Origin of the sequence: Hymenobacter sp. 5317J-9, from assembly GCF_022921075.1 — a bacterium.
Classification (GTDB): Bacteria; Bacteroidota; Bacteroidia; order Cytophagales; family Hymenobacteraceae; genus Hymenobacter.
The window spans coordinates 878,768-903,175 of record NZ_CP095050.1; the positions used below are offsets into that span (position 1 = coordinate 878,768).

The 24,408-nt window shown below is 64.3% G+C and carries 18 protein-coding genes and 1 riboswitch; of the genes, 13 read left to right on the top strand and 5 right to left on the bottom strand.

Features of this window, described 5'->3' with window-relative positions; genetic code table 11:
* Positions 1 to 37 precede the first annotated feature (37 nt).
* Positions 38 to 1,111 carry a tetratricopeptide repeat protein gene (locus MUN81_RS03555; RefSeq protein WP_245115089.1) on the bottom strand — a complete coding sequence of 358 codons (1,074 nt, stop codon included), beginning with the start codon at positions 1,109 to 1,111 and terminating at the stop codon, positions 38 to 40.
* A 143-nt stretch (positions 1,112 to 1,254) separates the two neighbouring features.
* Positions 1,255 to 2,310, bottom strand: a complete 1,056-nt coding sequence (locus MUN81_RS03560; protein ID WP_245115091.1) for an acetamidase/formamidase family protein — start codon at positions 2,308 to 2,310, stop codon at positions 1,255 to 1,257.
* Positions 2,311 to 2,404: 94 nt separating this feature from the next.
* Positions 2,405 to 2,503: riboswitch (TPP riboswitch) on the top strand.
* An 80-nt stretch (positions 2,504 to 2,583) separates the two neighbouring features.
* On the opposite strand from MUN81_RS03560, the gene thiS reads away from it, so the two are divergent.
* The 7 genes from thiS (at position 2,584) to moeB (ending at position 9,666) form a co-directional block, all read left to right on the top strand.
* Positions 2,584 to 2,787 carry a sulfur carrier protein ThiS gene (thiS, locus tag MUN81_RS03565; RefSeq protein ID WP_245115093.1) on the top strand — a complete coding sequence of 68 codons (204 nt, stop codon included), beginning with the start codon at positions 2,584 to 2,586 and terminating at the stop codon, positions 2,785 to 2,787.
* Positions 2,788 to 2,955: 168 nt separating this feature from the next.
* Complete coding sequence (gene thiC, locus MUN81_RS03570) at positions 2,956 to 4,833, top strand: phosphomethylpyrimidine synthase ThiC (protein WP_245115095.1); 1,878 nt, start codon at positions 2,956 to 2,958, stop codon at positions 4,831 to 4,833.
* A gap of 120 nt (positions 4,834 to 4,953) precedes the next feature.
* Positions 4,954 to 5,706: a hydroxymethylpyrimidine/phosphomethylpyrimidine kinase gene (locus MUN81_RS03575; protein ID WP_245115098.1), complete on the top strand. Its 753-nt coding sequence runs from the start codon at positions 4,954 to 4,956 to the stop codon at positions 5,704 to 5,706.
* Positions 5,707 to 5,809: 103 nt separating this feature from the next.
* On the top strand, positions 5,810 to 6,433 hold the full coding sequence (locus MUN81_RS03580) for a thiamine phosphate synthase (RefSeq protein WP_245115100.1): 624 nt from the start codon (positions 5,810 to 5,812) through the stop codon (positions 6,431 to 6,433).
* Between the two features lie 5 nt (positions 6,434 to 6,438).
* On the top strand, positions 6,439 to 7,218 hold the full coding sequence (locus MUN81_RS03585) for a thiazole synthase (RefSeq protein WP_245115102.1): 780 nt from the start codon (positions 6,439 to 6,441) through the stop codon (positions 7,216 to 7,218).
* A gap of 97 nt (positions 7,219 to 7,315) precedes the next feature.
* Positions 7,316 to 8,437 carry a 2-iminoacetate synthase ThiH gene (thiH, locus tag MUN81_RS03590; RefSeq protein ID WP_245115105.1) on the top strand — a complete coding sequence of 374 codons (1,122 nt, stop codon included), beginning with the start codon at positions 7,316 to 7,318 and terminating at the stop codon, positions 8,435 to 8,437.
* A 128-nt stretch (positions 8,438 to 8,565) separates the two neighbouring features.
* Positions 8,566 to 9,666: a molybdopterin-synthase adenylyltransferase MoeB gene (gene moeB, locus MUN81_RS03595; protein WP_245115107.1), complete on the top strand. Its 1,101-nt coding sequence runs from the start codon at positions 8,566 to 8,568 to the stop codon at positions 9,664 to 9,666.
* Here the strand turns inward: moeB and MUN81_RS03600 are convergent.
* Positions 9,663 to 10,283, bottom strand: coding sequence for a thiamine phosphate synthase (locus MUN81_RS03600; RefSeq protein WP_245115109.1), 621 nt, complete (start codon positions 10,281 to 10,283; stop codon positions 9,663 to 9,665). The genes moeB and MUN81_RS03600 overlap by 4 nt on opposite strands.
* 5 nt (positions 10,284 to 10,288) lie before the next feature.
* Complete coding sequence (locus tag MUN81_RS03605; protein ID WP_245115111.1) at positions 10,289 to 10,897, bottom strand: HD domain-containing protein; 609 nt, start codon at positions 10,895 to 10,897, stop codon at positions 10,289 to 10,291.
* Positions 10,898 to 11,258: 361 nt separating this feature from the next.
* Here MUN81_RS03605 and MUN81_RS03610 point away from each other — a divergent pair, with 361 nt between their 5' ends.
* The 6 genes from MUN81_RS03610 (at position 11,259) to MUN81_RS03635 (ending at position 20,860) form a co-directional block, all read left to right on the top strand.
* Positions 11,259 to 13,478 carry an ATP-binding protein gene (locus MUN81_RS03610; protein ID WP_245115117.1) on the top strand — a complete coding sequence of 740 codons (2,220 nt, stop codon included), beginning with the start codon at positions 11,259 to 11,261 and terminating at the stop codon, positions 13,476 to 13,478.
* A 102-nt stretch (positions 13,479 to 13,580) separates the two neighbouring features.
* Positions 13,581 to 14,963, top strand: a complete 1,383-nt coding sequence (locus MUN81_RS03615; protein WP_245115119.1) for an ATP-binding protein — start codon at positions 13,581 to 13,583, stop codon at positions 14,961 to 14,963.
* A gap of 69 nt (positions 14,964 to 15,032) precedes the next feature.
* A complete protein-coding gene (locus tag MUN81_RS03620) occupies positions 15,033 to 17,195 on the top strand; it encodes an ATP-binding protein (protein ID WP_245115121.1) in 2,163 nt (720 codons plus the stop codon).
* 204 nt (positions 17,196 to 17,399) lie between these two features.
* A complete protein-coding gene (locus MUN81_RS03625) occupies positions 17,400 to 19,394 on the top strand; it encodes an ATP-binding protein (protein ID WP_245115123.1) in 1,995 nt (664 codons plus the stop codon).
* Positions 19,395 to 19,398: 4 nt separating this feature from the next.
* Complete coding sequence (locus tag MUN81_RS03630) at positions 19,399 to 19,779, top strand: response regulator (RefSeq protein WP_190925161.1); 381 nt, start codon at positions 19,399 to 19,401, stop codon at positions 19,777 to 19,779.
* A gap of 34 nt (positions 19,780 to 19,813) precedes the next feature.
* Positions 19,814 to 20,860 carry an adenylate/guanylate cyclase domain-containing protein gene (locus MUN81_RS03635; protein ID WP_245115125.1) on the top strand — a complete coding sequence of 349 codons (1,047 nt, stop codon included), beginning with the start codon at positions 19,814 to 19,816 and terminating at the stop codon, positions 20,858 to 20,860.
* A 102-nt stretch (positions 20,861 to 20,962) separates the two neighbouring features.
* On the opposite strand, the gene MUN81_RS03640 is transcribed toward MUN81_RS03635, so the two are convergent.
* Positions 20,963 to 24,205, bottom strand: coding sequence for a cyclic nucleotide-binding domain-containing protein (locus MUN81_RS03640; RefSeq protein ID WP_245115127.1), 3,243 nt, complete (start codon positions 24,203 to 24,205; stop codon positions 20,963 to 20,965).
* Between the last annotated feature and the right edge of the window lie 203 nt (positions 24,206 to 24,408).

The window sequence follows — 24,408 nt, forward strand, 5'->3', positions numbered from 1 at the left end:
GCGAGATGCTTCGCTGCGCTCTGCATGACGTTCTGATTTACTCCGTAGCCTCGCCTGCGCAGCCAGCGGCGGCGGCGTAGTCGTTGCCCGCTTTCAGGCCCAATTCGGCGGCTTTGCGCCAGTCCTGGCAGGCTTCGTCGGCCTGGCGGAGCATTTCGCGGGCGTGGCCGCGGTTGAGGTAGGCCTCGGCATAGTCAGGCTTGAGCTTGATGGCTTGGCTGGCGTCGGAAGCAGCGTCGGTGTATTTCTCCTGCTTGAGCAGGGCGGCGGCGCGGTTGTTCCAAGCGTAGGCGTACTTCGGGTCGAGCTGCAGGGCCTGGTTAAAATCGGCGATGGCGCCGGCGTAGTCTTTGTTTTCGAAGCGCGCGCTGCCGCGGTTGTTGTAGGCCAGCGCGTTGTCGGTTTTCCTGGACAGGTAGGCGTCGTAGTCTTTCAGGGCCTGGGGCAGCTGGCCGGTGCGGCGTTCGGTGGCAGCGCGGTTGAGCAGGGCCGGCAGCAGGTCAGGCTGCAGGGCCAGGGCCTGGGTGTAGTCCTGCGCGGCGGCCGCGAAGTTGCCGAGCTTTTGCTGGGTGCTGGCGCGGTCGTGGTAGGCGTAAGCCAGCTTGGGGTCGGCCTTGAGGGCGCCGTCGAAATCCTCGCGGGCAGCCTGGTAGTCGCCTTTTTCAAAGTGCAGCACACCGCGGTTGTACCAGGCCGGGGCGTAGTCGGGCTTTGCCTTCACGGCTTCGGTGTAGTCCTGCTCGGCCTCCTGGATGTGGTTTTGGGCCTCCTGGGCCCGGGCCCGGCCGAAGTAGCTGGCGTAGTTGCCAGGCTCCAGCTTCAGGGCCTGGTCGTAGTCGGCCTGCGCCTGCGGGTAGTCTTTCAGCTCTAGGCGGGTAGCGGCGCGGTTGGTGTACGCGGCCACAAAATCCGGCTTGGCGGCAATGGCCTGGTCGAAGCTGCGCAACGCGGCCGGGTAGCTCTGGGCCTGAAAACTGGCCAGCCCGGCGTTGTAGGCCTTCTCCGCCAGCTGCGGCCCCGGCAGGGTGCTGGCCCGCACCGTATCGACCTGCGCCTGCGCGGCAATGGGCGCTGTGAGCAACACGATAAAAAGTAGAGTGTTTTGTATCATAGCTGGATAATGCATCGATTCAAGCGCGTAGTAAGCGAATGTATTGGATTTTTTATTCCCAGTCAATAGCCCGGCGCATAAAGAAGCCCGTCGTGCAGGACACAAGCCTGCGCGACGGGCACCGTTCCATTTGCCCGGTTACTTTACCTTTTTCCGGCTTTCACCTTCCCAAAAATGCTCTTCGGCAGCATCATGTGCGCCCCGCGAGTGCCGTCCACTACCTGCGTGGTGTTCAGGTCGCCGGCCACGCTGCAGAGCATGTAGGCGTCGTCGCGCGTCAGGTGTTTCTCGGCCACCAGGAAGGCTATCATTTCGCGCACAGCATCCTTGGCTGCCAAGGTCAAATCTTCGTTCAACCCCATGCTGATGTAGGCAGTGGGCGTTTCGGCGCGGGGCAGGGTCAAGTGCAGGTCCTTGCGCACAATGAACTGCAGCGTGCCGGTGAGTGAAGTCTCCAGCGCCGTAATGTCCACCTCGCCGTTGCCCTGGCCGGCGTGGCCGTCGCCCACAAAAAACAGCGCCCCCGCCGCGTGCACCGGCAAATACAGCGTGGTACCAGCCACCAACTCTTTGTTGTCGAGGTTGCCGCCGTGAATGCCGGGCGGCGCACTGTTCACGCGGCCCGATGCGGCCGGAGGCGCCACGCCCATGCTTCCGAAAAACGGCCGCAGCGGCACATCGATGCCCGGCAGGAAGTGCGCCACCATCTTCTTCTCATCGAGCGGAATGATGCGCATTTTAGCGTAGCCGAAGTCTTCGGGAATGAAGCCGCTTTTGGCCCCAAAAGCATTGTAGGCGTAGGGAATGGCCAGCTTGATGGCCTGAATGCGCACCTCCAGCACGTCGCCGGGCTCGGCGCCCTCCACGAAAATGGGGCCCGTGAGGATGTGCCCGCCGGGCCCTTTGTTGGTCACGTGCTCCACAATGTCGCGCAGGTTGGGTTCGACTTGCGCGGGCGGCAGGCCGGCCCCTTCCAGCCGGCTGGGCGTGGAGGTGATGAGCGTGTGCACTTCCACGGTTTCGCCGGATTTGATGCGCAGCACAGGCGGCGCGGCGGCATCGTAGTAGCCCCAGGCGGCGGTGGCGGGCGTGATGGGCAGTTGGTGCGTGGCTTTTTGGGCGTGTGCGGCACCTGCCAGGCCAAGGCATAGCGCCAGCACTATGCGGCTCCGATGGGCGAACGATGGGCGGAATTTCATAGCGGCAAGTACGCACCTGCGAAGGGATGGGCCCATGAAGCGCCGCAGCAGAAATTTTATGTCGATTATATAATTCCGTCGCGTAGATTTGGCTTATAAACTTTAGGGGTGCTGCGCTTCGGCGCGGCTGAGATGATACCCTTGGAACCTGATTCCGGCTAATACCGGCGAAGGGAAAAGTACTGGTCCGCTCGCGGCTGCTCTGTGGGCAGGCCGTTGCCGGCGCCCGCTATTGTTTATGGATTTGCCTCACCACCAACTTTTCCAGTTGCCATGGTCTGCTACGTAAACAATTCGCCCCAGGAAACCGCCGAAGCCCAGACGCTTACCCAACTTCTCGCCGGCCTGGCATTGGCCGAACAGCGCGGCCTGGCCGTGGCCGTGAACGACGAAGTGGTGCCCCGCGCCGCGTGGGCTGCACACGCCCTGCGCGAGCATGACCGGGTCACGATTATACGGGCTACGCAGGGCGGGTAGGGCCCATCTGTTTTGGGGCTGTCATCCTGAGCGCAGCGAAGGACCTTCTCACTGCTGCGCCGTTGGCGAGCTTCAAAAACTCTGACGTGATAAGGTCCTTCGCTCCGCTCGGGATGATAGACTATTAGGTCCCAATCGACAACCATTTCACCGCTACATTCTCAATAGATGAAAAAGAAAGACCACGCCCCGCAGCAGACGCTGGTGGAGCGCCAGCCCCTCACCGGCTCCCGCAAGATTTACGTGCCAGGCAAGCTGCATCCCGAAATCCGGGTGGCCATGCGCGAAATCGCCCTGGCCGACACCGAGCGCAAGTTCGATTTCGGCTTCCCATCGGAGCAGAACGCGCCCGTGACGGTGTACGACACCAGCGGCCCCTACACCGACCCCAACGTCGAAATCGACCTGAAAAAAGGCCTGCCCCGCCTGCGCCAGCAGTGGATTCTGGACCGCGGCGACGTGGAGCAACTCCCCGGCACCACCTCCGAATACGGCCAGGAGCGCGCCGCCGACGCCAGCCTCGACCACCTGCGCTTCGAGCACATCGCGGCCCCGCTGCGCGCCAAGCCCGGGTACAACGTGAGCCAGATGCACTACGCCAAAAAAGGCATCATCACGCCCGAGATGGAGTACATCGCCATTCGCGAAAACCAGCGCTTCGACGAGCTGCCGGCCGACGACCCGCTGCGCACGCAGCACCGCGGCCACAGCTTCGGGGCTAACACGCCGGAGGGCCACATCACGGCCGAGTTTGTGCGGCAGGAAGTAGCCGCCGGCCGGGCCGTTATCCCCAGCAACATCAACCACCCGGAGAGCGAGCCGATGATTATTGGCCGCAACTTTCTGGTGAAAATCAACACTAACATCGGCAATTCGGCCGTGACCTCAAGCATTGAGGAAGAAGTAGATAAGGCCGTGTGGAGCTGCCGCTGGGGCGGCGACACGCTGATGGATTTGAGCACCGGCAAAAACATCCACGAAACCCGCGAGTGGATTATCCGCAACTGCCCGGTGCCGGTGGGCACCGTGCCTATCTACCAAGCCCTGGAGAAGGTGAACGGCAAGGCCGAGGACCTGACCTGGGAGCTGTTCCGCGACACGCTGATTGAGCAGGCCGAGCAGGGCGTCGACTACTTCACCATCCACGCCGGCGTGCTGCTGCGCTACGTGCCCATGACGGCCAAGCGCGTGACCGGCATCGTGTCGCGCGGCGGTTCCATTATGGCTAAATGGTGCCTGGCACACCATAAGGAGAGCTTTCTGTACACGCACTTCGAGGAAATCTGTGAAATCATGAAGGCCTACGACGTGGCCTTCTCGCTGGGCGATGGCCTGCGCCCCGGCTCCATCGCCGATGCCAACGATGAGGCGCAGTTTGCCGAGTTGGAAACCCTGGGCGAACTCACCAAAATTGCCTGGAAGCACGACGTACAGGTGATGATTGAGGGCCCCGGCCACGTGCCCATGCACCTCATCAAGGAGAACATGGACAAGCAGCTGAAGGAATGCCACGAGGCGCCCTTCTACACGCTGGGGCCGCTCACGACGGACATTGCGCCGGGCTACGACCACATCACCTCGGCCATCGGCGCGGCCATGATTGGCTGGTTTGGCACGGCCATGCTCTGCTACGTGACGCCCAAGGAGCACCTGGGCCTGCCCAATAAGCAGGATGTGAAAGACGGCGTTATCGCCTACAAAATCGCCGCCCACGCCGCTGATTTGGCCAAAGGCCACCCGGGCGCGCAGTACCGCGACAACGCCCTGAGCAAGGCCCGCTTCGAGTTCCGCTGGGAAGACCAATTTAATCTGAGCCTCGACCCCGATACCGCCCGCGAGTACCACGACGAAACCCTGCCCGCCGAAGGCGCCAAAGTGGCCCACTTCTGCTCGATGTGCGGCCCGCATTTCTGCTCGATGAAAATCACCCAGGAAGTGCGCGACTACGCGGCCAAGCAGGATTTGACGGCGAGTGAGGTGCTGGCCCGGGGCCTTGTGGAAAAGTCGCGTGAGTTTGTGGAAAAAGGCAGCGAGATTTACCTGTAGAGACGCAACCTGTTGCGTCTCGTCGTCCGCGCCGCTACCAGTGTGCCGCTCGGGCATAGTCCATGCGTCATCGTTCAACGACGAGACGCAATATGTTGCGTCTCTACACCGGTCTAACTCATGTCCAATAAACGCCCCCTTGCCCTCAGCATTGCCGGTTTCGACCCCAGCGCCGGGGCTGGCCTGCTGGCCGATGTGAAAACCCTGGAAATGAACGGCGTGTACGGCCTGGGCGTCTGCACGGCCCTCACGCTGCAAAACGACGTGTCGTTTGAGCGGGTGAGCTGGGTGCCGGCCGCCGAAATCCGGGAGCAGATTCGCATACTGTTTGCGCGTTTCAAGGTCGATTTCCTAAAAATTGGCCTGGTCGAAAGCCTGCCGCAGCTGCTGGAGCTGGTGGGCTGGCTGAAGGGACAAAACCCGAAGCTGAAAATCGTGTGGGACCCGGTGCTGAAGGCTTCGGCCGGCTACGAGTTTCACCGCAAAACCGACCGCAACCTGCTACAGGCCCTGTGCGCCGAAATGGCCCTTGTGACGCCCAACAAGCCCGAAATGCTGCGCATGTGGCCCGGCGAAGAAGCGGCCGACATCGCGGCGCAGGTGGTGAGCTCTTTCTGCCCGGTGCTGCTGAAAGGCGGGCACGACGAAGGCGCCCAGGCCACCGACGTGCTGTTCGACAGCGGCAAGTGGCACTCCTTCACCTCGCCGCGACTGCCACACGGCGAGAAGCATGGCAGCGGCTGCGTGCTCTCGGCCGCGGTGCTGGCCAACCTGGCCAAAGGCAAAAACCTGGTGGAAGCCTGCCGCGCGGCCAAGGATTATACCACCGCCTTTCTGGCCAGCAACGACACGCTGCTGGGGTATCATTCTTAACTGTGAGACTTGAGACGATGAGAAGTTGGAGTGAGACGATAAGCCAAGATTAAAGGCGTCTGTCTCACATCTCACCATCTCATTTCTCCAATCTTTTAACGCCATGCATATCAATGCCCTGCACTACATCACCACCAATCCCGAGGCGGCCGAGCTGGCCTGCCAAGGCGGAGTGCGCTGGGTGCAGCTACGGGTGAAAAACCAGCCCCACGCCGTCTGGAAGCAATTGGCGCTCGACACGCAGGCCGTGTGCCGGCGCTACGGTGCCACGCTGCTCATCAACGACAACCCGCGCCTGGCCCAGGAAATCGGCGCCGACGGCGTGCACGTGGGCGCCGCTGATATGCCGCCCGAAGAAGCCCGCGCAATGCTGGGCGCCAGCTTTATCATCGGCGGCACGGCCAACACGTTTGCCGACGTGCAGCGGCTGGCCGCGGCGGGCGTCGACTACGTGGGCTTGGGGCCGTTCCGCTTCACCAGCACCAAGGAAAAGCTGAGCCCGATTCTGGGTTTGTCCGGCTACGCCGAAATCATGCGGCAGTGCCGGGCGGCGGGCATCACCGTGCCCGTGGTTGGCATCGGCGGCATCACGCTGGGCGATGTGAAAAGCCTGCTGACAACCGGGCTCAGCGGCGTGGCCGTGTCCGGCGCTATTGACAAGGCGACGGACCCATCTGAAGAAGCAAGCTTGTTTATCAGCGAGTTATCGGCCATAAAAGCCATTTAATTATTATGTTAAATAACAAACTGGTCATTGCAGACCGTACTTTCAGCTCTCGCTTGTTCACTGGGACGGGCAAATTTAGCTCGTCGGTGTTGATGGAGGAAGCCCTGCTGGCCTCAGGTTCGGAATTGGTGACGGTGGCCCTGAAAAGGGTGGACGTGGCCGATGCCGAGGACGACATTCTGCGGCATCTTTCGCACCCGCAGTTCAATCTGCTGCCCAATACCTCCGGCGTGCGCACGGCCAGAGAGGCCGTCTTCGCTGCCCAGTTGGCGCGCGAGGCGCTGGAAACCAACTGGCTCAAGCTCGAAATTCACCCCGACCCCAAGTACCTGCTGCCCGACCCCATCGAAACCCTGAAAGCCGCTGAGGAGCTGGTGAAGCTGGGTTTCGTGGTGCTGCCCTACATCCACGCCGACCCCGTGCTGTGCAAGCGCCTGGAAGAAGTGGGCGTGGCGGCCGTGATGCCCCTCGGCTCGCCCATCGGCTCGAACAAAGGCCTGCTGACGCGCGAATTCCTAGAAATCATCATCGGCCAGAGCAAGGTGCCGGTGATGGTAGATGCGGGGATTGGCGCGCCCTCGCACGCAGCGGCAGCCCTGGAAATGGGCGCCGACGCCGTGCTGGTGAACACGGCCATTGCCACGGCCGGCAACCCGGTAGCCATGGCCACGGCCTTTAAAATGGCCGTGGAAGCCGGGCGCCTGGCCTACGAGGCGCGGCTAGCGGCCCCGGTGGCGCACGCCGAAGCGGTGGCCAGCTCGCCGCTAACGGCGTTTCTTGATTAGCGGTTAACGGTCTGCGGTAAGTGGTTAGTAATGAGACAGCCGCTTCCTATACTTTCCAATATTAACCGCTTACCACTAACCGTTAACCACTAGTAACATGAGCTTCCGCCCCATTTTTGAAGCCCACCCCTGGGACGACGTGAAGGCCAGCATCTACGCCAAGACGGCGGCCGATGTGGCGCGCGCCCTGGCCGCGCCGCACCGCACGCTGGAAGATTTCAAGGCGCTGATTTCGCCTGCTGCCGTGCCCTATCTGGAGCAAATGGCGCAGCTCAGCCACCAACTCACGCGCAAGCGGTTTGGCAACACGGTGCAACTCTACGTGCCCATGTACCTGAGCAACGAGTGCCAGAACATCTGCACTTACTGCGGCTTCAGCCTCGATAATAAAATCCGCCGGCGCACCCTAAGCAGCGTGGAAATGATGCAGGAAGCCGCCGTGCTGAAAGACTGGGGCTATGAGCACGTGCTGCTGGTGACCGGCGAAGCCAACCAGACCGTGGGCGTCGACTACCTGGAAAAGGCCCTGCGCACGCTGCGGCCGCACTTCGCTCATCTGTCCATGGAAGTGCAGCCTCTGGACCAGGAAGACTACGAGCGCCTGATTCCCGAAGGCCTGAACACGGTGCTGGTGTACCAGGAAACCTACCACCGCGACGACTACAAAAAGCACCATCCTAAGGGCAAGAAGTCGAACTTCAACTACCGCCTCGATACGCCCGACCGGCTGGGCCGGGCCGGCATCCACAAAATGGGCCTTGGCGTGCTCATTGGGCTGGAGGATTGGCGGACGGACTGCTTCTATACCGCGCTGCACCTCGATTATCTGGAAAAAACCTATTGGCAGACCAAGTACAGCCTGTCGTTCCCGCGCCTGCGACCGGCCGAAGGGTTGCTGCAGCCCAAAGTGGAGATGAGCGACCGGGAGCTGGTGCAGCTCATCTGCGCCTACCGCTTGCTGAATGAGGAAGTAGAGCTGTCAATTTCGACCCGCGAGAGCCCGGTTTTCCGCGACAACGTGGTGAAGCTGGGCATCACCAGCATCAGCGCGGGTTCCAAGACCAACCCGGGCGGCTACACGGTGGCGCCGGAGTCGCTGGAGCAATTTGAGATTTCGGATGAGCGCAGCCCGGCCGAGATTGCCGCCATGCTGCGCCGCCAGGGCTACGAGCCCGTCTGGAAGGACTGGGACGCCACGCTGGTGGGGCTGGCCCGGTAGGTAATTATAAGCCCATCATGCTGAGCGCAGTCGAAGCATCTCTACTGCGGGAGTAATCCTTTCAATTGGATTAGCTGTTGCGGTAGAGATGCTTCGGCTGCGCTCAGCATGACGGCCTGACTTTGCTAATGAAAACCAACACCGCCCTTTCCCCCGCCGAAACCAACCGCTACAGCCGCCACCTGCTGCTGCCCGAAATTGGCCCGGCCGGCCAGCAGAAAATGAAGGCGGCCCGGGTGCTGGTGGTGGGCTGCGGCGGCCTGGGCTGCCCGGTGCTGCAGTACCTGGCGGCGGCCGGCGTGGGCACACTGGGCCTGCTCGATTTTGACACCGTGGACGACAGCAACCTGCAGCGCCAGGTGCTCTACGCCACCGCCGACGTGGGCCGACCCAAGGCTGTTGTCGCCGCCGAGAAACTGGCGGCCCAAAACCCCTTCATCAGCCTGCAAACGCATCAAACGCTGCTGTCGAGAGACAACGTGCTGGAGCTGTTTGCGCCCTACGAACTGGTGGTGGACTGCTCCGATAACTTTGCCACGCGCTACCTCGTGAACGATGCCTGCGTGCTGCTGAGCAAGCCACTGGTGTTTGGGGCCATCTTCAAGTTTGAGGGGCAGGTGTCGGTGTTCAATTACCAGAACGGTCCCACCTACCGCTGCCTCTACCCCGAGCCGCCCGCGCCGGGCGACGCCCCCAGCTGCGCCGAAATCGGGGTCTTGGGCGTGCTACCGGGGCTGGTGGGCACGCTGCAAGCCACCGAAGCGCTGAAAATCATCCTGGAGCTGGGCGAGGTGCTGAGCGGCCGCCTGCTGCTGGTGGATGCCTTGGGCATGCGCTTTCAAACGGTGCGTTTCCGGGCGGTGGCGGCCAATCAGCAGCTCACGGCGCTGGCGCCCGACTACGCTGCTTTCTGCGGCGAAGCCCCGATGGAAGCCGCTCCGCAGCGTGCCCCCGAAATCTCGGCCGACGACCTGAAAGCCTGGCAGCAAAGCGGCCGGCCGCTGCAGCTGCTGGATGTGCGCGAGCCGCACGAGGCCGCCCGCCGCAGCATCGGCGGCCGGCTTATTCCGCTGGGCCAGCTGGGCGGAAGGCTGACCGACATAGCCGCCGATGTGCCAGTGGTGGTGCATTGCGCCAGCGGCGTGCGCAGTCAAAAAGCAGCCCAGCTGCTGCTGGCGCAAGGTGTTGGGGAAGTATACTCGCTGCGCAACGGACTGGCCGATTATTAATCAGCCAGCGAGTGCAACGTGCGGAAGGCCGCTACCGGGTCGGGGCTTTGCCACACGGCGCCCAGCACGGCCGCCCCGGCAAAGCCTGCCTGCCGCACGGACGCCAGGCGTGGGGCATCGATGCCGCCCAGAGCCACTACCGACGGAGCATAACCAGGGCGTTGGCGAAGCTGCCGTAGCGCTTCGGCCACTGTTTCAAGGTCGAAGGCTGCGGCGTAATTCTCTTTGCTGAGGCTGTCGAAAATCGGGCTTAGGAACACGTAGTTGTAGCGGCGCCGGTGCTGCCGGATTTCGGCCAGTGTGTGGAAGGACGTGGACAAGCTCTGGCCCGGTGCCAGGGTTGGGCGAGTGTTGGCCGCCCGGGCGGCGGCGGTGAGGTGGGCGCCGCCCAGGCCCAGCTCGGCCACCAGCGCGTGGTGCGAGTGCAGCACCAACCGAGGATGAAATTCGGCCGGAATAGCAGCCACATATGCCGCCATTTCGCTCAGTCCCCAGCCGGGCTTGCGCACATGAAAGCGCGTGAGGCCAGCGGCTAGCATTTCGCTCACCAAAGTGCTTTCGTGGGCCACGGCGTGCGGGGGCGAAATGACGATGAGCTGCATGGGTGCTGGGCGCACGCGCTTCAGGTGGTGAGGCCGGATACGGGCCAGTTGGCCAGCCGGGCCAGAATGTGGTCGAGCCGGGCCTGCTTGGGCGCGGCGCGTCGGGCAATGGTGGTGCGCGTCCAAAAGCGGTGGCCAGTGAGAAAATTGGCCTGCAGCTGAAACCAGGCATGCTCGTCGGCGATGAGCTGCCGGGCGGTAAGCTCGCGGAACAAGCTGGTCGATATCGGCTCGAAGTCGTCGCGGCCCAAGTAGTCGAGGTCGGCGTCGCACAGGATTTCGGCCAGGTGGCTTTGGGGCTCCTGCGGGTATTTGGTGGCCAGTATCAGGGCGCAAATCTGCTCAATCTGGCCGGGCGTGTAGCCGAAGCCGGGCAGCGTGGCGCGGGCCAGCTCGCAGCCCTGCGCCTCGTGGCCCTGGTAGGCCTGCAGGAAGCCGGCGTCGTGGTAGAGGGCGGCGGTGCGCAGCAGGGCCAGGGGCTCGGGGTCGGTAAGCCCCTCGGCCGCGGCCAGCTCTCGGGCCACTTCGGCCACGTCGAGGGTGTGGTGCAGGCCGTGGTAATAGAGCGTGGGGGAGAGGCCGCGCCGCAGCTCATTCACGATAAAACTTTCGGCGGCTTGGTGGTTCATGCGGCGGAGGGCGCGGCCCGGAGCGGCCCGGACGGGCGCAAAGCAACTACGTAAAATACGAATCGGAAAAGCAATTGGTAGCCAGCGGATAAGCCAGCCCGGTAATTCGCCGGTCGAGCTTGGCCGGATGCGCAGAATTAGTTCATCTTTACGACATGACAGCGCAGGCAGTAGCTTTGGGGGTTGTGCGGGCGGCAACCCGGGCCGGAGTTCGGCGTGGGGCGTGGCTTGCACGGTTTTTGTGTATTGCGACGGCGCCCGGCTGCAGGTGGGCCGCGGCGGGCCGGCGGCCGGCCGCGGCCCCCGCCACGGCCGGCATCGTTGCGGCGTTTGCCTGCCGCCTTCACGCTGGTTTCTACCCATGAAATGGATTCTTACGGTGTTGGCGGTGTGGGCGCTGAGCGGGGCGGCGCACGCCCAGCGGCGCTACTGGGACGCCGACGCTGATTCCCTGGCCCGTGTGCTGCCGCAGCAGCCGTCCGACTTGGCCCGGCTGCGCACGCTGGTGCACCTGCTGGACCTGCGCCCCACCAACGCCGCCGCGCTGCCGCTGCTCGACCAGCTGCTGGCCCTGAACCAGCGCCTCCAAACCCTCGACGACGAGCCCTACCGCCGCCTGCGCGCGGGCTTGGCCCTGTGGCAGCGCACCCCCAACGCCGCCGCCCTGACCGCCATGAAGGCCGCCGTGGCGGAGTTTGACCGCGCGGGTCGGCCCATTCCGTGGCTGCTGATGAACCTGGTGAGCCTCTACAACCAGCTGAACCAGATGCGGGAGCGCAAGGAGTACTACGACGAAAAGCTGGCCTACTACCGGGTGCGCGGCGCTACCGAGAACGTGGCCGCCTGCTACGTGTCGCAGGGCGCGTACTACCGCCGCCTGGGCGATTACAACCGTTCCATCAACAACACGCTGCGCGCGGCCGACATGGCCCTGGGCTTCAGCCGCAAGCTCTACATCAACGAAATCATCGTGACCGGCGGCATCTACGCCGACTGGGGCAACCACGCCAAGGCCGTGCAGTACCTGAGCCAGGCCCAGGCGCTGCCCGAGTTCCGGCGGGTGCAGGGCACCAACCGGGTGTTCACGTTTCTGGCGCTGTCCAAGCTGTTTGGGCAGCTGCACAAATACCCCGACGCGCTGCATTCGGCCGATTCGGCCCTGGCCGCCCGCGTCGACGAGCCCTACGAGCGGCAGCTGGACCGGGCCTTTGCCTTGGTGCAAAAAGCGTCTGTGCTGCTCCAGATGCGCCTGCCGGCCCAGGCCCGGCCGCTGCTGCGCCGCGCCCAGCAGCTCGACGACTCCCTGGACCTGCCCACCTCCAGCGGGCCGGGCGAGTTTGAGCTGGACGCCACCTGGGCCCGCTACTACACTACCCAAGGCAACCACCGCCTAGCTGAGCACCACTGGCTGCGCGCCTACCAGAAAGCCACCGCCGCCCGGCTCGACAAGCTGCGCCCGCGCTACCTGCAGGAGTTGGCCGCCTTCTACGACGCCCGCGGCCAGCTGGTGGAAGCCCAGCGCTACTCGCGCGCCTACATTGCCCTCGCCGATACGCTCAGCGTAGCGCAGGCAGCCTTCCATGTGGCGCAGTACGAAAACGAGCGCATCGAGCAGGCCAAAAACGCGCAAATCAACGAGCTGCGCCAAGCCCAGGCCGTGCAGGCCGAGCGGCTGCGCCTCGGCAACTGGCTGTTGCTGGGCGCGCTGGTGGCGGTGCTGGTGGTGTCGGGGCTGAGTGCTTTCATCTACCGGCAGCTGCGCGTGAACCGCCGCACGCTGGACCAGCTCCGGCAAACGCAGTCGCAGCTGGTGCAGGCCGAGAAGATGGCCTTCCTAGGCGAGCTCACGGCTGGCATTGCCCACGAGCTGCAAAACCCGCTCAACTTCATGAAAAACTTCGCCGAAGTGAGCACCGACCTGGTGGAGGACATGAACGGCCGCGGCCCGGCCCGGTCGGCGGGCCTGGAGCAGGAAATTCTGGTGGGCCTGAAGCAGAACCTGCAGCAAATCAGCCAGCACGGCCAGCGGGCGTCGTCCATCATCAAAGACATGCTGGCGCACTCGCGCTCCGGCACGGGCCCGCGCGAGCTCAGCGACCTCAACGCCCTGGCCGACGAGTCGCTGACGCTGGCCTACGACGGCCTCTGCGCCCAGGACAAAACCTTCCGGGCCACGCTGGGTAAAAATTTCGACACCCAACTGGCCCCGGTGCCCGTGGTGGCGCAGGACCTGGGCCGGGTGCTGCTCAACCTGTGCACCAACGCCCTGCACGCCGTGCGCCAGCGCCAGCGCGAAGCTCAGGAATCGGGCGCTGCCTACGAGCCCACCGTCACCGTGAGCACCTGCCGGCCCAGCGGGCGCGCAGTCGAAATCCGGGTGAGGGACAACGGCACGGGCATGCCCGAGAGCGTGCAGGCGAGGATTTTTCAGCCCTTCTTCACCACCAAGCCTGTGGGCGAGGGCACGGGCCTGGGCCTGAGCCTGAGCCACGACATCGTGACCAAAGGCCACGGCGGCACCCTCACCGTGGAAAGCCGCGAGGGCGAGGGCACCGAGTTTGTGGTGCGCCTGCCGGCGTAGGGGCTCGCGGGCGCGGCGCCGGCAATGGTTCGGCGGCTGCTGATTAACATTGCCGCGCACTTCGTCGGGGCCGGGTCCCGGCCACGCGCTGCATCGACTTTCATGGCAAACTATTCAAGCTTTGGCGACATTCTAATCATAGCCCCGCTGGCGTATGGCGTGGTGGGGGCGCTGCGCAAGTTCCTGGACCTGCCCCGGCGCATGCCCCGCGGCAACCGGGCCCTGAACTGGATTTGGGTGCCCGGCGTGCTGCTGTACCTCGGCGCTCGCGCGCTCGACGTGCGCAGTGCCAACCTCGACGACGCTTATTTGCTGCTGGTGCTGAGCGTGGTGGTGGCCGTGGTGGTGGCCGTGCGCGACTACCGGCCGGCCCGCTCGCTGCTGCTGGCCGTGAGCCCGTTTTTGCTCTACAAGCTGGTCGAATTTGTGGTGGAATCGCCCACGGGCAAGGTGCCCAAGCAGTACGACGCCGCCCTCGATACGACGCAAGCGTTTGCCATTATCTGGCTCATTACCTTTATTTTCATTGCGCGCAGCCAGAAAAAGCAGCTGGAAAAAGAGCGGCTGCAGCGCGAAGAAGAAGACAAGGCCAAGCGCCTGATTGAGGCGCAGAATGCCGAGCTGGAACGCCTGGTGAACGAGCGCACCGCCGCCCTCACCCACCAGGCCGAGGAGCTGCGCACGGCCCTCACCGAGCTCAAAACCACGCAGGCGCAGCTCATTCAGAGCGAGAAGATGGCCAGCCTGGGCGAGCTCACCGCCGGCATTGCCCACGAGATTCAAAACCCGCTCAACTTCGTCAATAACTTCGCCGAAGTCTCGGCCGAGCTGGTGACGGAGCTGGAAGAGGAGCGCGAAAAGCCTGACCGCGACCTGGAGCTGGAAGCCGACCTGCTGGCCGACCTCAAGCAGAACCTGCAGAAGATTCATCAGCACGGCGGGCGCGCGGCCAGCATCGTGCGCGGCATGCTGGAGCACTCGCGGGCCAGCTCCGGCGAGCGGGTGCCCACCGACCTCAACGCCCTGGCCGACGAGTACCTGCGCCTGGCCTACCACGGCCTGCGCGCCAAGGACAAGAGCTTCAACGCCACGCTCAAGCCCGACTTCGACCCCAGCCTGCCGCCCGTCGAAGTCATTTCGCAGGACCTGGGCCGAGTGCTGCTCAACCTGCTCACCAATGCTTTTTACGCCGTGAAGCAGCGCCAGCAGCGCGGCGAGCCCGGCTACGCGCCCACCGTGAGCGTGAGCACGCGCCGCGAGGGTGACCAAGTGGAGCTGCGCGTGAAAGACAACGGCACGGGCATGCCCGAAAGCGTAAAGGCCAAAATCTTCCAGCCTTTCTTCACCACCAAGCCCACCGGTGAGGGTACGGGCCTGGGCCTTTCGCTGAGCTACGACATTGTGACGCAGGGCCACGGCGGCACGCTGGCCGTGGAAAGCCGCGAGGGCGAAGGCACGGAATTTATCATTAGCTTGCCGGCCTAAAAGTCAATTTTAACCGGGATTAATTCTAACCGCAACAGATGAACTGCGGCATGGTGCCGGCGTTTGCCTATGCGTCTAGTTCTACTGCTCGCGGCCCTGGGGCTGCTTTTTGGGGTTGCCACCGCCGCGCCGCTGCCGGCTGATACGGCGGTGCTGCGCATCAACCGTCTGCCCGCCACGGGCAGGTTCCTGCTGCAAAAAGGCTGGCGCTACCACGCCGGTGACGACCCCGCCTGGGCCCGGCCCGACTTCGACGACCGCGCTTGGGACACACTCAATCCCACCCGGCCACGGCGCGCGCAGCCGCGGGCTGTGCAAACCGGCATCAGCTGGCTGCGGCTGCGCTTCCGCCCCGGCGACAGCCTGCGCGGGCACGACCTGCTGGTCAATTTCGGGGAACTGGGTGCTATTGAAGTATACCTCAACGGCCAGTTGGTACAACGACAAGGTATCATCAATGCCGACCCCGCTCGGGTGGTGCCCCGGGGGCGCTTTCCGCAACCTGGGCAAGCGCCGGCGGGCGGGCCAGCCGAGCAGGTGCTGGCCGTGCGCTACGCACCCTGGCAGCCGCCTTTCCTGATGGGAGCTGACCGAGGCCCGCAGCTAACAGCCTTTTTGTTCAGCCCGCAGGTATTCTGGCAGGGGCAGGCCAGGGAAAGAGATAACGCCCGGATATTCCTAGTGTTGCTGGGATTTTCGGTTATGCTGGCCCTGCTGCACTACGCCTTTTACCGCTACAACCCGGCCCAGCGCGCCAACCGGTATTTTGCCCGCTTTGCCTTGGCGGCGGCGCTGGCCTCGCTGGGTGCCTATTTCAATTTCACCCAGCCTTTCGATTCGTTATGGACTTATCTGACGGTGCACGTCGCCAGCAATTTGCTGGCGTGCATGGCCGGCCTGTGGTGCGTGCGGGCCTTGTATGCCTTGTTCCACGAGCGGCCCGGGCGCGTTTACGCCGGCTTGTGGGTGTGGTTCGCAGGGGCCGTGCTGACGCAGGTGCTGGCTCCTTTTCATCCAACGACGGGTTATCTGTGGGCTGGCCTGGGCGTTGTAATCAATGCCGAGGAGTTGCGCCTGACCGTGCGGGCCTTGCGGCAGCGGCGGCGCGGGGCCTGGATTGTCGCCGTTGGCTTTGCGGGCGGGCTGCTGGCCGCGCTGGGCTATGCGGGCGGGATATTGCTGTCGGCGCCGCTGCTGCTGCAAAATCTACTCATCGTGAACATTTTTGCGCTGCCAGCGCTGGGCATTTCGCTATTTTTGGCCCGCGAGTTTGCCCTCGATGCCGGGCTGCTGCAAGTGAAACTGGCCGAGGTGGAGCGGCTTTCGGCCCAGACCATCGCGCAGGAACAGGAGAAACAAGCCCTGCTGGCTCAGCAAAACGAAACCCTCGAAACGCAGGTGGCCCAGCGCACCGGCGAGCTGCAACGCTCGCTCACCGACCTACGCGCTACCCAGGCCCAGCTCATCCAGAAAGAAAAGATGGCCAGCCTGGGCGAGCTCACGGCCGGCATCGCCCACGAAATTCAGAACCCCTTGAACTTCGTCAACAACTTCTCGGAGGTGAGCCAGGAGTTAATGGAGGAGCTGGAAGAAGAGCAGGCCAAGAGTATTCGCGACGCGGCGCTGGAAGCCGAGCTGGTGAGCGACCTGCGGCAGAACCTGGGCAAAATCAGCCACCACGGCAAGCGGGCGGCAGCCATCGTCAAAGGCATGCTGGAACATTCGCGCACGAGCACCGGCGAGCGCGCCCCGACGGACCTGAACCAGCTCTGCGAGGAATACTTACGCTTGGCTTATCAAGGCCTGCGGGCCAAAGACAAAACCTTCAACGCCACGCTGGAAACGGATTTTGCGCCGGGCCTGCCGTTGGTTTCGGTGGTGGGCGCGGACGTGGGGCGGGTGCTGCTGAATCTGCTCGGCAATGCGTTTTACGCCGTGCAAAAGCGCCAGCAAACCGGCGAGGCCGGCTACCAGCCCACCGTCACGGTCAGCACAAAGCAAGTAGGGCAACAGGTCGAAATCCGAGTGGCCGACAACGGCACGGGCATGCCGGCCGCGGTGCAGGCGAAAATCTTCCAGCCTTTTTTCACCACCAAGCCCACGGGCGAGGGCACGGGGTTGGGTCTCTCGCTCTCGCACGACATCATCGCCCAGGGCCACGGCGGCGCGCTCACGGTGGCGTCTCAGGAAGGGAAATTCACCGAGTTTCTGATTAGCTTGCCACTTAATTGAGTAAGCCAGCTAATGGCCAGCTTACGAGTTCGTTTGCTCGGGGGTGCACTAGCGGTTACGGGCGGGGAAACCCTCACTGCCCTTCCGTCAGCATGCGTCCCCGATTCGGAATTCGCTGAATTTTCCTCCGGCTTGGTACCTTCTCTATTGCGCACGTTTATTTCTCTTTTTCGGAGTAGGGCTGCCGGGGTGGCATGGGCGGCCGTGGCAGCGCTGCTGCTGCTGCTGCTGCCACGGGCGGGGCAGGGCCGCATCATGCCGCCGCCGCCCAGCCGCGCCGTGGACAGCCTGCGCCACCTGCTGGCCCGCCCGCTGCCCGACACCAGCCGCGTGGTGCTGCTGTGCCAGCTCAGCGACCAGCTCTGGACCCAGCGCACCGACTCGGCCGCGGTGTATGCCTACAAAGCCCTGGCGCTGGCCCGCCGCGTGCACTACCGCCACGGCGAGGGCGAGGCCCTGAACCGCCTGGGCGCCGCCCTGCGCGAAAGCAACCTGGCCCGCGCGCTGGAGGTGTTTCAGAAGTCGCTGCGCATTGCCGAAGTCACCCACGACCGCGCCCTGGCCGCCCAGAACCTGCGCAGCATCGGCATCATCTACGTGTACCTGCGCGACCAGCGCCAGGGCCTGGCCTACTACTTCCGGGCGCTGAAAATTGGCGAGGAACTGCGCGACGAGCGCCGCGTGGTGATTGAGCTCAGCAACATCGGCCTGGCCTACGACCTGTTCAACCAGCTCGACTCGTCGCGCATCTTTCAGGAGCGGGCCTACGCGCTGGCCCGCCGCCTGCGCACGCCCACCAACTACATTCTCTACGGGCTGGGCAACGTGGCCCGCAAGCAGGGCCGCACGGCGCAAGCCAAGGCGTTTTACCGGGCCAGCATCACGGAGTCGAAGAAGGTGCAGCACCTGCGCAGCCTCAACTTTGCCTACGTGGGCCTGGCCACGCTCTACCAGCAGCAGGGCCGCCTCGACTCCAGTGTTTACTACGCCCGGCTGGGCTGCCAGGCCGCTCAAACCAACGGCTTCCTGCGCGGGGTGCTCAACGCCAGCACCCTGCTCACCCAGGACTTTAAAACCCGCGGCAACGCTGACAGCGCCCTCAAGTACCAGAGCCTGATGCTGGTGATGAAGGACACCCTGTTTGGGCAGGAGAAGGTGATGCGCCTGCAAAACCTCAACTACCGCGAGCAGCAGCGCGCCCAGGAGGCCGCCGCCGGCCAGGCCCGCCTCAAGGCCCGCTACCGCACCTACGGGCTGGTGGCCGGCCTGGTGGCGCTGCTGGCGCTGGCCTTGCTGTTGGCCCGCCACGCCCGCCAGCAGGAGCGCGCCCGCGAGGCCCTGGAGCAGTCGCTGGCCGAGCTCAAAACCGCCCAGGACCAGCTGGTGCAGCGCGAGAAAATGGCCTTTCTGGGCGAGCTCACGGCCGGCATTGCCCACGAGCTGCAGAACCCGCTCAACTTCGTGAAGAACTTCGCCGAAGTCAGCACCGACCTGGTCGACGAAATCACCGGCGAGCACCGCGACCCCACCCGCAGCACCGGCCTGGAGCAGGAAATCCTGACGGGCCTGAAGCAGAACCTGCAGCAAATCAGCCAGCACGGCCAGCGGGCCACGTCCATCATTAAGGGCATGTTGGAGCACTCGCGGGCCGGCACCAGCCAGCGCGTGCCCACCAACCTCAACGCCGTGGTGGAAGACAGCCTGCGCCTGGCCTACCAGGGCTTGCGCACCAAAGACAAGGAATTCACGGCCGAGCTCGTGACGGAGTTGGCCCCCGGGCTGCCCCGCATCGAGGCCATGTCGCAGGACCTGGGTCGCGTGCTGATAAACCTGTTCACCAACGCTTTCCACGCCGTGCAGCAGCGCCAGCGGCAAAGCCCGGACCCGGGCTACCGGCCCACCGTGACCGTGAGCACCCACGCCGTGCCGGGCGCGGTCGAAATCCAGGTGAAGGACAACGGCACGGGGATGTCGGACGGGGTAAAGGAAAAAATCTTCCAGCCCTTCTTCACCACCAAGCCCGTGGGCGAAGGCACGGGCCTGGGCCTGAGCCTGAGCCACGACATCGTGACCACGGGCCACGGCGGCACCCTCACCGTGGAAAGCCGCGAGGGCGAGGGCACCGAATTCGTGGTGCGCCTGCCGGCCCAAGGCGGACCGGGCCTACCTTTGGCCCCAACTCTTACTCCGCAAAATTGACCCCATGCAAATTCTGGTAGTTGACGACGAAACCGATGTGCGCGACTTGTTCCAGCAGCGTTTCCGGCGCGAAATCCGCAGCGGCCAGTGGACCTTCAGCTTTGCTTTCTCGGGCGAGGAAGCCCTGGAATTTCTGCGGGCGCACCATTCCGAAGTGCTCATCATCCTCTCCGACATCAACATGCCCGGCATGAGCGGGCTCGACCTGCTGGGGCACGTGAAGGAGGAGTTTGAAATGCCGCCCACCACCATGATGATGATAACGGCGTACGGCGACGACGAAAGCCACCAGAAAGCGCTGGCCCTGGGCGCCCACGATTTCCTCACCAAGCCGGTGGATTTTGCGGTACTTAAAGATAAATTAGCACATTTGCTGCCTTCCTAAGCGCGCAGCCAACCGTTCTACCGCAACCCGTGTCATGAAAACGAAAATTCTGGTGGTCGACGACGAAACCGACCTCGAACTGCTCATCAAGCAGAAGTTTCGGCGCAAGATTCGGGAGGCTACCTACGAGTTTGTGTTCGCCACCAACGGCGAGGAGGCCCTGACGCGCATCGGCGAGCACCCCGATACCGACGTTATTCTGTCCGACATCAACATGCCGGTGATGGATGGCCTCACGCTGCTCAGCCACACCCACGCCCAGCACCCGGCCATGAAAACGGTCATCGTGTCGGCCTACGGCGACCTGGGCAACCTGCGCACCGCCATGAACCGCGGCGCCTTCGATTTCGTGGTGAAACCCGTCGATTTCACCGACCTGGAAGTCACCATCGAGAAAACCGCCGACCAGGTGCGCCAGTTGCGCGACACCCTCAAGGCCATTCAGGAAAACAATATCCTGAAGATGTACGTCGACGAGACCGTGCTCAACTTCATGACGCGGCCCGACTTCGAAAACCGCCTCACCGCTTCCGAAACCGTGGAAGCCACCGTGGTTTTTCTGGACGTGTGCGGCTTCACGGCCTTGGCCGAAAAGCTGGCGCCCACCGACGTGGTGAGCCTGCTCAACACGTATTTCGACCTGGTGGTGAAGGAGTTCATTGCCCAGGGCGGCCACGTCGACAAGTTCATGGGCGACGCCGTGATGGTCGTGTTTCGCGGCGAGCACCACCTTGACCGGGCCATCGACGCGGCGCTTTCGGCCCGCGAGGCCCTGCAGCAGAGCGACGCCCCGCTGCCTGCCGGTTTTGAGTACCGCCCGCAGGTGAGCATCGGCGTGAACACCGGCGAAGTGGTGTCGGGCAACATCGGCTCGGCCTCGCTCAAGCGCCTGGATTACACCGTCATCGGCGACGTGGTGAACATGTCGCAGCGCCTGCAGTCGGCCGCCAAGCCCAACCAGATTATCATCAGCGAAGCCGTCTATTTGAAAGTGAAAGAGTCCTTCCAGTGCCAGTTTGTGAGCGAAGTCACGCTCAAGAACAAGGCGCTGCCGGTAAAGATTTACGAGGTGGTGGAGTGAATAACCCGCTTGTCATCCTGAGCAAAGCGAAGGACCTTATCACGCCAGAACAAGTCGTTCGAGCGTGATAAGGTCCTTCGCTTTGCTCAGGATGACAAGTTACTATCCTGCAGCCAGCCCGCGCATTTTCTCATTCTGCAACCGGATGCGCTGGCAAAGAATGCGCAGGATGTTGCGCAGCACTTCGCCGCGCTCCTCCATCACGTCGTAGAAATCTTCTTGGTCGATGCGGAAGGCCAGCACTTCGCTCAGCGTGGCCGCCGTGGCTGAGCGGGGCTCCGCATCGAGCAGGGCCAGCTCGCCGAAGAAGTCGCCGGGGCCGAAGGTGGCCAGCTGCTGCGCGCCCGTAAAAATCCCCACCTGCCCATCGTGCAGAATAAAAAGCGAGGTGCCGAGGTCGCCCTGGGCAAATATTTCCTCGCCTTCGTGAAACGTCACCTCCTTCATGATGGGCACAATGCTGCTCAGCACGTTTTCGGGCGTTTGGGCAAACAGGGCGGTGTTTTTGAGCACCACCACCCGCTCAAGCGAGGACACGCGGGCTTCGGACTGGTGGGAAGAATGCTGGCTCATGTCGGGCAGGGGAAGTGAGGAAATGGGCTGGCCCAATGTGGCGGCCAGGGCGGCCGCGGCCACCTGCGCGCTTTCGCGCAGCAGCTGGTAGGGCGAAACGAGGTAGGGCCGTAGAATGTCGGCGGCGTCAGGCTCGGTGGGCCGCCAGTGGCGCAGGGCCAGGCCCAGCGTCCAGGAAGTAAAGGCCATGTGGCCGCGGCGCAGCAGCAGCGTGGGCAGCGGCTGGGCGGGCGGGGCGGTGTGGGGCGGCGCCGGGGCCGTGAGCCGGGCAAACAGCGCCGCTTTCTCGGGCAGCGGCGAGTCATCGAGCAGGGCCTGCAGCCCTTGGTAGACGGGGCGGGGAATGAGGTTATCGAGGATTTCGAGGGCATTGGCCTGACGCTCGCGGGCGGCGTGGGCCACGTTGCGCTGGGCCGTGGCCACCGATTCGGCGTCGTAGAGCTGGGCGAGCAGGCCAAACACGCGCTGGTGCAGCAGGCTTAGCTCGTAATCGATGGTGGCCTGGAATTCAGCCTGGCCATCGGCCACCAAGCCTTGCAGCAGCTGCGCGGCCAAGGCAAATTCTTCGCGCAGCAACTGCTCAAATACCGGCCGGTCGGCCGAGCGGGCCGGGAAACGGCGCAGGGAGCGCAGCGCCACGCCGCGGGTGAACAGGTGCGGGTGCTGGGCCAGCTCGACCAGGGCGGCGCGGCTGGCAGTGGTGTTCAGGCGCTCCAGCACCAAGGCCGTGCGTTGCGGGTGCAGGGGCTCAGGCTCGCGGCGCAGGGCCTCGCGCAGCAGCGGCACCACGGCCGGGCCCAGGGCCACCAGGCTGTCGGCGGCCGGCTCCCAGAGGTGCTGGTCATTGAGGGCCGTGAGCAGGTGCTCTGCCAACTGCATGTGCCCTACCGTGCCCAGGGCCGTGAGGGTGGCCCGCACCATTTCGGGTTCGGCACTGGCCAGCCCACGCTCCGCGAGATGGGCCTGCACATCAAGGGGGAAAAACGCCAGCAGGCGCAAGGCCACCTCAAGGGCCGTGGTGGGCGCATTGGAAGCCGGCACTAATTGCAACAGGCTGGACTGGGCCGCCGCGTGCTGCGGCGCCACGGCGAGGCTGCCGCGAATGGCGCCCTGCCGCGCGTCCCAGTCGGTGCCGGCCAGCAACTGGCGTACTTCCGGGGCATCGGGCGCGGCGGCGGCCAGCTGCTGAGCAGCGGCGGCGCGCACGGCCGGGGCAGCATCGCCGAGGGCCAGCGCCTGCAGGGTTGCGACGGGCAAAGTCGTGGCTTCGGCCGAGGCCAGCAGGGCTAAGCGCACCCGTTCATCAGCATGCGCCAGCAGGGTGGGCGCGTGGCTGGCCAGGGTGGCGGGCTCGCGCTGGCGCAGCCAGGCCACGGCATTGAGCACTTCGGTGGGCTGGGGGCTGCGCAGCTGGGCCAGCACCACGTGGCGCGCGGCGTCGGGCAGGGCCAGCTCGGCCGTTTCGGCGAAGCGGCGACCCAGGCCTTCCTTCAGCTCGGCCAGATAGCTGCGGTAGGTGCGGGCTAGAAACAGCAGCGCCAGCAGCAGCAGTGCGCCCATCCAGACGAATGGCATGCCGCCGTCGAGTCGGCCCACGTAGCCCAGCACGAAGAACAGCAGGCCGGTGAGGCCCATGCCCAGCGGCTCGTAAAAGCCCTTGGCCAGCGTGTGGGCGGCCAGGCGCTGGGTGGGCGCCAGCGGCTGAAACAGAACCAGAAAAACGGGGTCGAACACGGTGCGGCGCAGCACTTCCAGCAGCAGGTACAACCCGCAGAAGAAGGCTAGCTGCCCGCTTTGGCTGTAGCCGCCCGCCACCTGCAGGCCGCCAAAAACGGCCAAAGCTACCAGCGCCACCACTGGCAGCAGCCGTAGCGACCACTGCACGCCGTAGCGCTCCAGCGCCTGCCGGCTCACCAGCAGCTTGAAAAACGTGGCCGCGCCGTAGGTAGCCGCCAGCACCCAGCCGACGGACTGCATCACGTCGGCCGAAGCGTGAAACTTGTGCTTCACGTTGAGGAAAAACATGTACTCCACGCCCGTGACGACGCCCGCAATGGCCACCAGGCTCAGGCACATGGCCTGCACCAGCTCGCTGCCCCCGAAAAGCTGCTGAAGCAGCCGGCCCGGCGGCCGGCGCACCCGTCGCACCGCCCGCGCCGTGGCCTCCACCACGTGCGAAGTGAGGGTGGCCCGCAACGTAAACAGTGCCCCCAGATACGCCACAAACGACAGCCCCAGCAGCACCGGCAGCTGCGCATCGCCGTGAATGAGGGCCGCCAGAATGGCGCCCAGCGCCTTGGCCGGCATGTCGCCGGAGCTGATGACGCTGAACAGGCGCTTGCTCTGGCGCACATCAAACACCACCGCCGACACGCCCCAGAACTCCAGGTTGGTGAGCAGGTAGATGACCCGGTAGCCCGCCATGATGGCCACCGCGGCCGCCACCGAATGGCCGAACACCACCAGTACGCCCAGCATGCCCACCAGCGCTACCGCCGCTAGCAGCACGCGCACCGCCAGCTTGCGCAGCAATAAATGGTGCTCGAAATGGGTGTAGACTTTGCCCACGGCCATCATGGCCAGGGCACCGGCCACGTATCCCAGGGGAAGGCTTTGGGCGGGGTCGTGTTCCAGCAGCAGCACGTTGGCCGCCACGTACACCAGCACCGAGCCGATGCCGAGCAGGAAGTTGTGCAGCGAAAACAGCCCCACGGTGCGGGCTTCGCCGGCTTTGATGCCGAACAGGCGTTGAAGAGAGGTGGCCGAGAGCATGGGGAAAGGGCAGCCGGCACCACCGGGCACGGCCGTTGCCAAAGATACGGGCCGCGGGAAGCTACGCGGGGCAACGGGAGTAAGGCAGGGGAAGAAAAGCAGAACGTCATGCTGAGCGCCGCCGGAGCAACTCGCGTGCAAGAGTAAATGATTACTACCCCACGCGAGTTGCTCCGGCGGCGCTCGGCATGACGTTCTGCCAA